This is a genomic window from Erwinia persicina (assembly GCF_014838825.1).
GTDB lineage: Bacteria > Pseudomonadota > Gammaproteobacteria > Enterobacterales > Enterobacteriaceae > Erwinia > Erwinia persicina_A.
Window position 1 is genome coordinate 179,671 of sequence record NZ_JACYMO010000001.1, and the last position, 13,131, is coordinate 192,801.

Annotated in this window: 10 protein-coding genes; 4 read left to right on the forward strand and 6 right to left on the reverse strand. The window is 57.7% G+C overall.

Translation table 11 applies throughout. From position 1 onward, the window contains the following. Positions 1-56: 56 nt before the first annotated feature. Positions 57-1,238, reverse strand: coding sequence for a MalY/PatB family protein (locus tag IFU29_RS00860; RefSeq protein WP_191932239.1), 1,182 nt, complete (start codon positions 1,236-1,238; stop codon positions 57-59). 39 nt (positions 1,239-1,277) lie between these two features. Further along, positions 1,278-2,864, reverse strand: coding sequence for a maltose/glucose-specific PTS transporter subunit IIBC (malX, locus tag IFU29_RS00865; protein ID WP_191932240.1), 1,587 nt, complete (start codon positions 2,862-2,864; stop codon positions 1,278-1,280). Positions 2,865-3,056: 192 nt separating this feature from the next. On the opposite strand from malX, the gene malI reads away from it, so the two are divergent. Then, positions 3,057-4,076 carry a Mal regulon transcriptional regulator MalI gene (gene malI / locus IFU29_RS00870; RefSeq protein ID WP_274604271.1) on the forward strand — a complete coding sequence of 340 codons (1,020 nt, stop codon included), beginning with the start codon at positions 3,057-3,059 and terminating at the stop codon, positions 4,074-4,076. Positions 4,077-4,205: 129 nt separating this feature from the next. After that, a complete protein-coding gene (locus IFU29_RS00875) occupies positions 4,206-5,552 on the forward strand; it encodes a hypothetical protein (RefSeq protein ID WP_191932242.1) in 1,347 nt (448 codons plus the stop codon). Between the two features lie 40 nt (positions 5,553-5,592). Here IFU29_RS00875 and IFU29_RS00880 read toward each other — a convergent pair whose 3' ends face one another. Both IFU29_RS00880 and manA read right to left on the reverse strand, forming a co-directional pair. Then, positions 5,593-7,095, reverse strand: a complete 1,503-nt coding sequence (locus IFU29_RS00880) for a YdgA family protein (protein ID WP_191932243.1) — start codon at positions 7,093-7,095, stop codon at positions 5,593-5,595. Between the two features lie 136 nt (positions 7,096-7,231). After that, positions 7,232-8,416, reverse strand: a complete 1,185-nt coding sequence (gene manA, locus IFU29_RS00885; protein ID WP_191932244.1) for a mannose-6-phosphate isomerase — start codon at positions 8,414-8,416, stop codon at positions 7,232-7,234. A 195-nt stretch (positions 8,417-8,611) separates the two neighbouring features. Here manA and fumC point away from each other — a divergent pair, with 195 nt between their 5' ends. After that, positions 8,612-10,009 (forward strand): class II fumarate hydratase, encoded by a 1,398-nt coding sequence (fumC, locus tag IFU29_RS00890; protein WP_191932245.1) that lies wholly within the window; start codon positions 8,612-8,614, stop codon positions 10,007-10,009. Positions 10,010-10,073: 64 nt separating this feature from the next. On the opposite strand, the gene tus is transcribed toward fumC, so the two are convergent. Beyond that, positions 10,074-11,003 (reverse strand): DNA replication terminus site-binding protein, encoded by a 930-nt coding sequence (gene tus, locus IFU29_RS00895; protein WP_191932246.1) that lies wholly within the window; start codon positions 11,001-11,003, stop codon positions 10,074-10,076. A gap of 172 nt (positions 11,004-11,175) precedes the next feature. Further along, complete coding sequence (locus IFU29_RS00900) at positions 11,176-12,150, reverse strand: quinone oxidoreductase family protein (RefSeq protein WP_191932247.1); 975 nt, start codon at positions 12,148-12,150, stop codon at positions 11,176-11,178. A gap of 109 nt (positions 12,151-12,259) precedes the next feature. Between IFU29_RS00900 and IFU29_RS00905 the strand changes: the two genes are divergently transcribed. Continuing rightward, positions 12,260-13,126 (forward strand): LysR family transcriptional regulator, encoded by an 867-nt coding sequence (locus IFU29_RS00905; RefSeq protein ID WP_191932248.1) that lies wholly within the window; start codon positions 12,260-12,262, stop codon positions 13,124-13,126. Positions 13,127-13,131: the final 5 nt, after the last annotated feature.

The following is a 13,131-nucleotide window of genomic DNA, read 5'->3' on the forward strand; positions in this document are numbered from 1 at the left end:
CGCAACAATGCCACTAAATTGCGCAACAAGCGCTGTTTGCCGATGTTAACTGCTGCTTAATCGCACGCTGAACAGCACTGCAGTGCCGCAATCAGCCGGTTCAGGCCCTCATCGACCTTGCTGCGGGGACAGCCGACGTTAAAGCGAAGCCAGCCCCGGCTCTGTGGCCCGTAGGTCGATCCCGGCATTATGGCGACCTTCTGCTGCTCCGTCAGCACCTCCTGCAGTCGCTGCTCATCAATATGCAGCGGGTTCAGATCGATCCACGCCAGGTAAGTGGCCTGCGGCGGCTGCCAGTTCAGCGTGGGGAAGGCCGCATTCAGACGACGGGCTACATGGTGGAGATTATCCCGCAGATAGGTACGCAGCGCGTCCAGCCATTCTGCGCCATGCCGGTAGGCGGCAATATGCGCCGCCACGGCCAGCAGTGCCGGGGAGGAGAGACCATCGGCGTTTTTCAGTGCCTGAAACCACGCGGCCCGATCCGCCTCATTGCTAATAAAGCCATAGGCCCCGGTCAGGCCCGGAATGTTGAAACTTTTTGATGCCGAGGTAAACAGCGCCCAGCGTCCCTGGCCCACGCGGCTCCACGGAATATGGCGCGCCCCGTCCATCACCATATCCATGTGGATCTCATCGCTGATCACCCGCACCTGGTGGCGTGCGCAGAGTTGCGCCATCTGTTCCAGCTCGCTGTGGAGCCAGACTTTACCGGTCGGATTGTGCGGGCTGCACAGCAGCAGGATCTTGCACTGCGGATCGGCGAGTAAGGCTTCCAGTGCGGCCATATCACACTGCCACAGGCCCTGTGAGAGGCTGAGCGGCAGCGCCATCACCCGGCGCTGATTACCCTCAATCACCTTATAAAAGGCATCATAGGCCGGGGTATGGATCACCACCCCGTCACCGGGCTGTGACCAGTGGCGGATCATCTGTGCCACCATATAGATCACCGACGGACCGTAAACGATCTGCCGGGGATCGACCTTTTCTGCAAAACGCTGCTGATACCAGCCGCTGACGGCATCAAGAAAATCACTGTGCTGCCAGCGGCTGTAGCCGAAAATCCCGTGTGCGACGCACTGCTGCAGCGCCGCTATCACTGCCGGGGCGGTGGGAATATCCATATCAGAAATGGTGAAGGGCAGCAGATCGTCATGGCCAAAGCGGTCAGCAACGAAATCCCACTGGGTGGACCAGCTGCCATGGCGATCGATGACCCGATCAAAATCAAACATTGTGTGCTCCTCAATCTGTGCCGCAGCACAGTTCCCGGTTTACGCGGAAGCGGCGGGCATCAGCGTGGCGATTTCATCTTTCACCGACTGAACCTGTGGCCCAATCACCACCTGCAGGTTGTGCTGGCTGAGGTGGACGACACCGATCACCCGATGGGCCTTCAGTGCAGCATCGTCAACCAGGCTCATATCCTTCACCGATAACCGCAGGCGCGTCAGGCAGTTATCCAGTGACGTAATGTTGTCGATCCCGCCGAGTGCCGCCAGAATGGCAGGGGTGTTATACCCCGACTTACCACTGACCTCACGTGCCGGGCTGCTGTCGTTAACGGTGTCAATTTCACGTCCCGGCGTTTTGATATTGAAGCGGGTAATGGCCAGGCGGAAGATCAGGTAATAGCCGGCAAACCAGACAGCCGCGACCACGGGAACCCAGTACCATTTGGTTTGCAGCCCGTGCAGAACACCAAACACCACGAAGTCGATAATATTGCCATCAGTATTGCCTATTGTGACGCCTAATACCGCCATCAGCGTAAAGCCCAGACCGGTTAACAGGGCGTGGATCAGATAGAGGACCGGTGCCACAAACAGGAACAGAAATTCAATCGGTTCGGTGGTTCCGCCGACCACGCAGGCGACCACGCCGGAAATCAGCAGCCCCTTAATTTTGTGCCGATTTTCCGGGCGGGCACAGTGATACATGGCCAGCGCGGCCCCGGGTAACCCTCCGAGAAAGGCCGGCATTTTCCCCTGTGACAGGAAGCGCGTGGCGCTCTCAGCAAAGCCGCCCGGGGTCGGGCAGGAAAGCTGCGCCTGGAAGATGGTGAGGGCACCACTGACGCTGTGACCGCAAACGTCCAGCGTGCCGCCCGCATCGGTAAAGCGGATGATCGCGACCAGAATATGCTGCAAGCCGAAGGGCAGCAGCAGGCGTTCACCGGTGCCGAAGATCATCGGGCCAAAATCCCCCGCGCTATTGATCACCCAGCCGAGGCCGGCAATGGCTTTGGCAAACCACGGCCAGATAAGCGGGATCGCCAGTCCGGCGAGGCCCATCACCAGCGTGGTGATAATCGGCACAAATCGCGTGCCGCCAAAGAAGGCGAGGGCATCCGGCAGACGAATATCGTGGAAGCGTTCGTGCAGATAAAACACCACGATCCCGGCGATCACCGCGCCGAGAATGCCCGTATCGATGGACTGGATGCCAATAATATTCTGAATGTTATTGGCCTTGAGGACAGCCGCATCGGTGGTGGGCAGAATGCCTTTGGCCGTCAGCCAGAAGTTAACCGCCAGGTTCATCACGGCGAAACCGACAAAGCCGGAGAACGCCGCCACCCCTTTGTTGTTACGCGCCATGCCCAGGGGGATAGCAACAGCAAACATCACGGGCAGATAGCTGAAGGCGAATGAGCCGATTTTACTCATCCAGGTGAACACCAGCTGCAGTACCGGCTCGCCAAGGAACGGGATCAGCGTGATAACATCCTGGCTGCTTAATGAACTCCCGATACCCAGCATGATGCCGCAAAAGGACAGCAGGGCAACGGGGAGCATAAAGGTTTTCCCCAGGCTCTGAAAAAATTCCCAAACCGTAATTTTCTGACGTGTGGCTGACATACGCTCTCCTGGCGAATTCGTGCTCAGCGGTTGCTGAGGTAAAATAAGATAAAACGTTTTACCTTTTAAAAACGAGTGACAGATCACAGGGTTCTGGCGAGGGGACCTTTTCTCTGCGACAATCGGCCTGTCACGTTTTACCTTTAGCGTTCCTGCTGTTCGCACACGGCTGAACCATTCCATGAGAAAATGATGTCTCAGAAGAAAATCACCATCCATGATGTAGCCGCCGAAGCCGGTGTGTCGGTGACGACGGTTTCGCTGGCGCTGTCCGGTAAGGGGCGGATCTCTGCCGTTACGACCGCGCGCGTTAACCGCGCGGCTGAAGCGCTGGGGTTTGTGCGTAATCGTTCTGCCAGCATGCTGCGCGGCGGTGGAAGCGGCGTCGTGGGCCTGATCGTGCGCGATATCTGTCACCCGTTTTACGCTGAAATGACCGCCGGGCTGAGTGAGACGCTGGAGCAGCAGGGAAAAGTGCTGTTTCTGACGCAAAGCGGTGCACAGGGCCAGCATCTTGAGCGCTGTTTTGATTCGCTGGTGGAACAGGGCGTGGAAGGCATCGTTCTGGGTGGTGGCGGCGGCGACACCGGCCCTCTGATCCGCAAAGCGCAGGAGAAGAATATCGCCGTCCTCTGCGCATCGCGCGCCAGTAGTCTGGAACAGACTGATTCGGTGCGGCCGGATAATCATGCTGCGGCAAAAATGGCGACGGAATACCTGATCGCCCGCGGCCATCGCTGCATTGCGCTGCTGGGCGGATCTGGTGCGTCATTAACCCGCGCAGAACGCATTGGCGGATACTGCGCCACGCTGTTGCAGTTCGGGCTGCCTTTTCGCAGTGAGTGGATCATTGAAGGATGCGCACATCCCCGGGAGATCCCGGCGCAGGCGGAGCAGTTACTGCTGCAGTATCCGGGCATAACCGCCATCCTGTGCCATAACGCCGCCGTGACACTCGGCTGCTATTTAGGCGTACAGCGCAGCGGGCGCACTATCAGCAAAGACGCCGTGGGGAGCTATTATGACCGGCAGATGGCACTGGTGGGGTTCAGCGATGTCGCCGATGCCGCGCTGGATGACCCGGCTCTGACCTTCGTTAGCAGTACCGCGCGGGATATTGGCCGAAGTGCGGCGGCGCGACTTTTGCAAAAAATAGCGCACCCGGATGATGCGCCCCAGCACATCATTTTATCTCCGCAGTTAATGGCGTAGCGTTTGTCACCTCCTGTTCCTTCCCTGTCTGAAGCATCTATCATTAAAGTTTTCTGATGTTTTACCGAAAATAGTCACAGAACTACCACATCAACTGTGACGCGCTGGCGTAAACCAAGGGATTGCACAATGACTGTTATTTCATCGGTTGGAAACCTGTCTCTAAGCACTTCGTTGCTCAATGCGACGACGCTCACCAGGTCCGTATCTGAGGCAGAACCCGCGCAGGCGATCGCCTCATCGTCTACTGAGGTCACGCTGGGGCAGACCAGGAACGCCTCACCGGTCTATTCACCACCACGCCTGTTTGTTGCCCCCGCTTCCAGTGAAAGTCAGGGTACCCTGAGTGTCAAAACGTCCAGCGGTGCGCGGGTCGAACTGACGCCCGGTAGCAATGGCACCGGCATGCAGATCGCCGTGAAGGAGGGAACGCTCAACGAAGCTGAACGGGCGGCGCTGGAAAAACTGTCTGACAGTTTCCAGAAAGCGCTGGATGGACTGACGGCTCAGCCGCCACGGCTGGATCTCAGTGCGCTGACGAAATTTAATACTTCGGTACTGACATCAGTGGACCTGCATGCAACCGTCGCGGGTGAGAATAAGCTGACGCTGGATTTCCACGCAGACAGCCAGACCCGTTCGGTAAAATCGACCGGCAGCCTGGGCACTGTTGATATCAGCGTGGACATGAGCAAAAGAGCCCTTCACGGCAGCGAGAGCCAGCAGCAACGCGCGCTCAGTCAGTATCTGACGCAGTTTGACCGTGCGGAAAGCCGGGGAGCGGGTAACAGTACGTTGATGACGATGTTCAGGGATGCGTTTACTGCGCTGAATACGCATTACAGCGACAGTGCCTCTCCCTCTAGAAACAGTCAGCAGACCCTCTTTATCTCACTGACGCGTTCAGATAAAAACATGCTGACCGGCCTGGCAGACTTTAAGGCTTCCGTGACGCAAGCGCCGGCCACCCCTAACCCGATGCGTCTGAACGAAGTTGATACGTTCTCTTACAGCGTGTCTCAGGCCACGACGATCACGGGCACCAGCGATCAGAATCGGCATTTTACGCAGAAACAACAGTCGCATCTGACGGCCAGCTACCATAAACCGTTAACGTCCGGATCGTCGCTCAACCTGACGACGGACAGAAACTCGCAGAATTACCTCTTTACCCAGATTGATGACAAAGCGGAAAGCACCACTGATGTGCAGTATCGTCAGGGCGCTCTGGTGTCGGCCATGCTGGATCAGTCAGCGACAACCTCAACCCGTGAGCAAAAGTATGTGAAAGGCTGGCTGGCATCGGATACGACCACGCCGCAACAGATGGCGAAATCAACCGATTTGCTCGGTAAGCTACAGGCAGCATGGGAAAAAGAGAATTCGCGGGTATCCTTTGCGGATTATCTGCGCCAGCATTCGCTGCCAGATTTTGGTACCGGGGTGCTGTTAGAATCTGACCCCCAGGCACTGTAAAAGAAACGGGCCGCAGAAGCGGCCCGTTCATTAACGCGGTTTACTGCGGCATACCTTCCGGTGCAATACCGCCACCCAGCATATAGCGGGAGAGGAACTGTTCCAGCGGCATTTTTTCACCGTTCATGGTGACCTGTCCGGTGCTGTACTGCAGGCCGGTGGTGATGTTGTTATCCTTCTGCGTGGTCAGTTTAAACATCTGTCCCATCGCAGCCAGACCTTTCACCTGCTGATCGGCCAGCTTCGCGGCATCTTCCTGCTTGTAACCTTCTGACATGGCGACGTGAGTCATCATTTCAGTGGCCATCGGCATGGAGATGGTCAGCGTGGTATCCAGCGATTTCAGCACGCTGTCCACCTGCTGACCCAGATTCTGCGCAGGAGCCGTGGTGGCGGCCGGATCTTTGAACTGGGCATTCAGGTTGAAGCTACTTTCACCTTTGTCATTTTTCCAGCTAAACGGCGCGATGCTGACGGAAGGCGACCCCTTCAGCAGCAGTGCCACGTTTTGCGTCAGCAGTTCGGAGACGCGCTGCTGATACAGCTCTGGGTTTTCCTGCAGCGCCGGGTCGCTGGTCAGTGCCTGCACCTGACGGTTATAGGTTTCAGAGAAAGTTTTCAGTGCCTTACCATCAAACCCGTCCAGCTTAATCGCCAGCTTGCCCTGACCAAAGCTCTGTCCCTGCAGCTTAAGTCCGTCAAGGGTGTAGTCAATCAGACCAGAAACGCGGTTGTTAGTGGAATCAAAGTTTGATTTCCCTTTCAGCCCTTCGGCCACCATCGCTTCTTTACCGTCAACCGCTGCAGTCAGCTTTGTCAGATTAATCGTCTGATCGCCAATGCGCACACCTTCCGGGCTGAGGTGGGTGTTGGCATCGACCTTCAGGCCGTTAAGCGTGACCAGAACCGGCATATCCAGCTCATTGCGGGAGGACATCACCAGGCTGTTGATGTCACTGCTGAAGTCGACTTTATTGCCTTCCCCATCCGCGCTGATGTTCAGGGTGCCACCATCGAAGGCAAAACGCTCACCGGATTCGGGTTTGCTGTAATCCGCAGGCAGCAGGGTGATAGCGGAATCAGTGCTGCCGCCGTAACCAATGCGGGTTTCAGCCTGAATAATGGATTTCCCTTTGGCGATCTCAAACAGCTTCTTCACCGCCTCGGTGTTTTCAAGCTCGGTGTGAACAGAGGCCATGCTCGGGGTCAGATTGAATTTTTTCAACTGAGCCAGGGGGAAAGGGCCGTGGTCAATATTTTCACTGAAGATGATGCTCTGTCCCGGTTTCAGCAGGGAGTTATCTTCCGTTTGTGAGCTTGACTGCAGGACAAAACGCGCATGGCTGCTGAAGATGCCACGCTCGAAGTCCTGATAACTTAATTTCAGACGGCTTTCCGGTGCGCTTTTCTGAATCTGTGCATTAGCCTGTTGAACGACCTGATCCATGTTTTTTTCTAACTGCTTGCCCGTCATCCAGGCACTGGCAGTCCAGACTACGCCAAGAGCAATAACCACACCCACAGCAATCTTTGTTTTTTTCATCTGTAATAGCATCCTTTTACTGTTCACAAACACCGGAAACCTGTTCAGGTCCTGCAGGTTGCCTTTTGGCGATAAAAAACGCCTGACGGCGTTTTTAATAATTCGTGGATAATATTAGCAATTATGGCCAGCGGCGTCAGCCGCAATTCGGTAGTTCGTTAAATACCCGGGCCACGCGACCGTTTCCGCTCAGCGTGAGCGGCGACTCACGGGCGCTAATAAAGGCTGACTCACCCGCTTGTAGTGACAGCGACTGCCCGCCACAGTTCAATGTCGCCTGCCCATCGATACAGAAGATAATCGCGGCGCTCTGCTGGCTGACGGTGAGCGGCGGGGTGTCGAGCGCGTGAATGGAAAAAGAAAAATCCTCCACCGGGATGGGGAAGTGCTGCGTGGCACCCTCCTGCTGCGGCGTGGTCAGTAGCGTACCGGCGGCGCGGGAGTCAAATCGCAGGTTGGCCAGCAGCTCCGGCACGTCAATGTATTTCGGCGTCAACCCGGCGCGCAGTACATTATCGGAGTTCGCCATCACCTCGAGCGCCACACCATGCAGGTACGCGTGTGGGGTTTCGGCGAACAGAAACATCGCCTCGGCAGGCTGCAGAGTGATGACATTCAGCAGCAGGGGCGCAAACAGACCGCAGTCATCGGGATAGACCCCGGCGATGTCGGCAATCGTCTGCCAGGGCTCGCCGTGCTGGCTGGCGACGGTGGCCTGCAAAATATCCAGCGCCAGCGACTTCTCTTCCCCCTTCAGCGAGAGCAGGGCAGCAAACAGCGCGGAAAGAGAGGCGGTGTCGGGATGATTCAGAAAATGGGCAATCGCCGGATGCGCACCGGCTAACGGCTGCAGCAGTGAGACAATGTCTGACAGAGGGCGAAAACCATTAATCGCTTTAAACGGCGTCAGGGCATAGACCAGTTCGGGTTTATGATTGGCATCTTTATAGTTTCGCGTCGCGGCATCCAGCGGAATGCCGGCAGCATTTTCACGCGCATAGCCTGCTTCAGCGGCGGCTTTACTGGGATGTACCTGGATCGACAGCGGCTGATCGGCGCACAGGACTTTGAATAAAAAGGGCAGCTCGCCAAAGCGACGGGCCACGCTTTCGCCTAACAGACCGGCTTTGTCAGCATCAATCAGATCGCGCAGCGCACGCGGCTGGCCATCCACCATCACCTGCGACGAGCTCTTCGGATGCGCTCCCATCCATAATTCAGCCATCGGCTGCTGGGTCGGATTCGCGATGCCGTACAGCGACGTCAGGGCTGTTTTACTGCCCCAGGCGTACTGTTGCACCGAATTGATTAACTTTTGCATTCTTTCTCCCTGGCCATTCAGCGGTTACTGGCAGTATTAAAACAGAAAACTACACTGGAAGAACAATCGGGATGCAATAAACGCGAATGAGTCGCATAATCGTATCCCTCTCTGTGTCAGACTATTGCCGCGCTTTTGACCGCCGTGTCGGGCTAAAGCGCGACCCTATTATACGTTGTGCCAAAGGAGACAGGAATGGCTGCCAACCGCGTTGAAAAAGATTCAATGGGACCGATTGATGTCCCTGCCGACAAACTCTGGGGGGCGCAAACGCAGCGTTCGCTGGAACACTTCCGTATCTCCACAGAAAAAATGCCGGTTGAGCTGGTGTATGCCCTGGCGCTGACCAAGCGTGCAGCGGCCAAAGTGAACAACGACCTCGGGCTGCTACCTGACGATCGCAGTGGAGCCATTATTCAGGCCGCCGATGAAGTGCTGGCCGACAGGCATCCTGGCGAGTTTCCGCTGGCCATCTGGCAGACCGGTTCCGGTACGCAAACCAATATGAACATGAACGAGGTGCTGGCCAACCGCGCCAGCGAGATCCTCGGTGGCGAACGCGGTATGTCGCGCCTGGTGCATCCTAACGATGACGTCAATAAAAGCCAGAGTTCGAATGACGTCTTCCCGACGGCCATGCATGTGGCGGCAGTGGTTGCGGTACAGGAACACCTGATCCCCGAACTGAAAAAACTGCATCAAACGCTGAATGAAAAGGCAGAGGCGTTTAAAGACATCGTGAAAATTGGCCGTACCCACCTGCAGGATGCCACGCCGCTAACCCTGGGCCAGGAGATCTCCGGCTGGGTAGCGATGCTTAACCACAATCTTAAGCACATCGAGCAGAGCATTCCCCACGTCGCTGAACTGGCGCTGGGCGGCACCGCTGTGGGTACCGGACTGAATACGCACCCGGAATATGCCGTCCGCGTGGCAAAAGAGCTGGCTGAACTGACGAAACAGCCGTTTGTCACCGCGCCAAACAAATTTGAAGCCCTGGCGACCTGCGATGCGCTGGTACACGCCCACGGGGCGCTGAAAGGCCTGGCAGCCTCGTTGATGAAAATCGCCAACGACGTACGCTGGCTGTCTTCCGGCCCGCGCTGCGGCATCGGCGAGATCGCCATTCCGGAAAACGAGCCGGGCAGCTCGATCATGCCGGGTAAAGTCAACCCGACCCAGTGTGAAGCCATGACCATGCTTTGCTGCCAGGTGATGGGTAACGATGTGGCGGTGAACATCGGTGGGGCATCCGGTAACTTCGAGCTCAACGTCTACCGCCCGATGGTGATCCATAACTTCCTGCAGTCGGTGCGTCTGCTGGCCGACGGGATGGACAGCTTTAACCACCACTGTGCCATCGGCATTGAGCCAAATCGTGACCGCATCAGCCAGCTGCTGAACGAGTCCCTGATGCTGGTAACGGCGCTGAACACCCATATCGGCTACGATAAAGCGGCAGAAATAGCCAAGAAAGCGCATAAAGAAGGGCTGACGCTGAAAGCATCGGCGCTGAAGCTCGGTTATCTGACGGAAGAAGAGTTTGATGCCTGGGTGCGTCCGGAAGCGATGGTCGGCAGCATGAAGGTGTAACGCCGGATACCCTCTCTGGCCAGGCGGGACGACCGGCTTATCGGTCGTCCCGCTTTTTTTTATGTTAAACCAGCCGATCGGTATACAGATGCAGGCGCGGGATCAGCAAAAATAACGGCTGGGCATCGGGTTTGTAGCGGTGCGTCACCCTGGCGGCATCGTAATTTAACAGTTCCCCCAGCGCCGGCACGCTATTGGCGTCCGGGCACAGCACCAGCAGGGGAGAAGGGCAGGCCAGCTGGGTCTGTTTCCTGTCCTGGCTGTTCCACACCCGCGCAATCGGCTGAACCTTCACCGGACGTTTGATCTTCAGCGCCGCCCCGGCGGGCAGCGATTTCACCGCGTCTATTTCATCAGCGATGCGTTCTGCCCACTGTTCGCGCGTCCACGGGGCAACGGCCCGGCCGGCCTTCAGGCTTTTTTGCAGCGTTGCCAGCATCTCGTCGCGGCTGACATTCTTGATGATATGTTTGTTGGCCCAGCCAAAGCGCACGGAGTCCGGCGCATCCAGCAGAGTCAGTGAGCGGTAGGCATTCAGCGTGATCAGCCCGCGCAGATGGCGGTGGACAAACTCAAAACGCTCCTCGGCGGGCAGGCCAGACTCTACCGTGATGATCTGTTCCAGCCGCTGTTTTAGCTGATTAATCGTCGCCACCTGCTGGTGCAGCAGGGCAGCCTGCGCGCCATCGGCCTCAAGGCAGACGGCACCAGGCAGGCGTACAGCGGCTTTAGTACTCAGTTTCTCCGACTGATGTTGCATAAAAAGACGGCCGTAATGGGTCAGGGTGCGTTCAAGCGCCTTTGTACCGGTCAGCTGTGTCACGGCCACTTGGGTTAGTGGGTCGTGCTCTTTTCCTTTCTCCACCCCCGGCAGTTCAAACACCCGGGCGGCCAGCAGACGCAGGGCTAGGATCTGCTGCTGCAGCACCGCCAGTTCCTGCTCCAGCTGACTGACACAGTGATGAAGTTGATCAACGGCATCGTAACGTGTCATCAGACCTCCATTAGTTACAACATACTAATGACTATAGCAGGAGAAACCGGAGATGAACATCAGCAAACGCGTTTTTTGCGTCCGCAGCGAAAAAGGGCGGTACTGCACTCGTCAGGTTGCCGGGAAACAGCAGGGCGTCCCCCGGACACTACCTGCTAAGACTGTGCGGCTGTCAGACCGTCAGGATCACGCTGCCCGTCGTGTGGCCGGCTTCAAGACTGGCATGGGCCCGTCCTGCTTCCATCAGGGGAAACTCAGCGCCGACAGGGTTGATCAGTCCGTTTTGCAGGGCGGCCATCAGGTCTGCCGCTCCCCGTTGGTACAGCACAGCATCGTCAGCGTAGGCTATCGAGCTCGGGCGCATCAGGGCGATGGAGCGGCTGAAGCCTAAATCCTCAACCGGTACCGGAGGGATGGGGCCCGCCGGCTGGCCCATACTGGCCACCATACCGAACGGGCGCACGACGCCGAGCGTCGCGGAGAGCATACTCCCGCCGATACCGTCTACAGCAAAGTGTACGCCGGAGCCCCCGGTAATTTCAGCCACCTGACTGACCCAGTCGGGGTCCGTATGCAGCAGCACACTGACCGCCCCGGCGGCTGATACGTGCGCGGCTCTGGCAGGCGTACTGGTGGTACCGATGACCCGTGCGCCTTTAAGGGTTGCCCAGCGTGTGACCAACTGACCCAGCCCCCCGGCAGCGGCATGAACCAGAAGCCACTCGCCCGGCTGTACGTGCCAGACTTTATGCAGCAACATATGCGCCGTCAGGCCACGCAGCATTGAACTTCCGGCGGTACGCATATCTATTCCCTCGGGGATCTTTATCAGCCGCGCGGCAGGAATGTTTCTGCACTCGCAGTATGCACCCAAAGGGTTACCGGTATAGGCAACGCGATCGCCGGGGGAAAACCCCTCAACGTGACACCCGCGGGCAACGACCACGCCAGCCCCCTCAAAACCGGGTATCGCAGGAGAGGACGGCAGGGGATAAAGGCCGGAGCGGTAATAAATATCGACAAAATTAACGCCAATAACGGCGTGGCGGATCTGGACTTCATCCGGGCCCGGTTCTCCCGGATACACCTCAATCGGTTTTAACACCTCCGGGCCTCCCGGCTGACTGATGCTGATCGCGATGGGCATCTTCTTCTCCTCAGGGTTTAAGTAGTAGGGGAAGTTTATAACTGTCTGCAACGGGAAAATACGCGTATAAAATACCGATATACGTGAATTTTTGCATATGAGGTAGGGGATGGACTGGCAGGATTTGGCGTATTTTCTCGCCCTGGTGCGTCATGGCTCGATGTCGGCAGCGGCCAAAGCGCTGAAGGTCGATCACGCCACAGTGAGCCGGCGCATTGCTTCACTGGAAAGCGCCCTCGGCCTGCGGCTGACGGAAAGGCTGCCGCGGCGTACCACCCTGACCACACACGGCGAGATGATCGCGGCGGTTGCCGGAGACATGGGCAGGATTGCCGACCGCATTAAGCTGCAGGCCCAGTCTCTGGCGGCTACGACAAACACGGTGGTCAGGGTCAGCGCGTCACCCGCCGTCGCCGCACGGCTGATCGCCCCGGCAATGGGCCGCTTTTCGCATCAGCATCCGGGAGTAACGCTCTCGCTGTCCGGCATGTCCGGGCACGCACTGCTGGATAAGGGCGAAGCCGACATTGCCGTGCGTCTGACCCGCCCGGACGACCCTGACCTGCTCATCAGGCGCATCGGCACGATGCGCTTTGGACTGTATGCGTCGCCCGCGTTCAGCGCCCTCTCACCGGACCGCTGGACGTTTATCGCCTATGAAGATCGGCTCGATTATGTCACTCAGCAACAATGGCTGAACACTCTGCTGGCGGGACGCGCCGTGGTGTTCCGTGCCAGCGATCTGATGGCGCAGCAGCAGGCTGCCCGCACCGGGCTGGGAGCCGTAGTGCTGCCCTGCTTTATGGGCGAGGCGGATACTGCGCTGGTTTCCCTGCCGGTCGCAACCCCGCCTCCGGTCAGGGATATCTGGCTGGCGGCTTACCCGGAACTGAAGCGCTTACCGGCGGCGATCCGGGTGATGGATTTTTTAGCGGAGATTGTCGGGAGCGCCTGTCCTCCCGACCGGCGACGGTGAACCGT

What these genes read in the sequence shown, in the direction of transcription:
- IFU29_RS00860 (WP_191932239.1), bottom strand. Translation starts at nt 1,238, where the DNA reads ATGTTTGATTTTGATCGGGTCATCGATCGCCATGGCAGCTGGTCCACC.
- malX (WP_191932240.1), bottom strand. Translation starts at nt 2,864, where the DNA reads ATGTCAGCCACACGTCAGAAAATTACGGTTTGGGAATTTTTTCAGAGC.
- malI (WP_274604271.1), top strand. Translation starts at nt 3,057, where the DNA reads ATGTCTCAGAAGAAAATCACCATCCATGATGTAGCCGCCGAAGCCGGT.
- IFU29_RS00875 (WP_191932242.1), top strand. Translation starts at nt 4,206, where the DNA reads ATGACTGTTATTTCATCGGTTGGAAACCTGTCTCTAAGCACTTCGTTG.
- IFU29_RS00880 (WP_191932243.1), bottom strand. Translation starts at nt 7,095, where the DNA reads ATGAAAAAAACAAAGATTGCTGTGGGTGTGGTTATTGCTCTTGGCGTA.
- manA (WP_191932244.1), bottom strand. Translation starts at nt 8,416, where the DNA reads ATGCAAAAGTTAATCAATTCGGTGCAACAGTACGCCTGGGGCAGTAAA.
- fumC (WP_191932245.1), top strand. Translation starts at nt 8,612, where the DNA reads ATGGCTGCCAACCGCGTTGAAAAAGATTCAATGGGACCGATTGATGTC.
- tus (WP_191932246.1), bottom strand. Translation starts at nt 11,003, where the DNA reads ATGACACGTTACGATGCCGTTGATCAACTTCATCACTGTGTCAGTCAG.
- IFU29_RS00900 (WP_191932247.1), bottom strand. Translation starts at nt 12,150, where the DNA reads ATGCCCATCGCGATCAGCATCAGTCAGCCGGGAGGCCCGGAGGTGTTA.
- IFU29_RS00905 (WP_191932248.1), top strand. Translation starts at nt 12,260, where the DNA reads ATGGACTGGCAGGATTTGGCGTATTTTCTCGCCCTGGTGCGTCATGGC.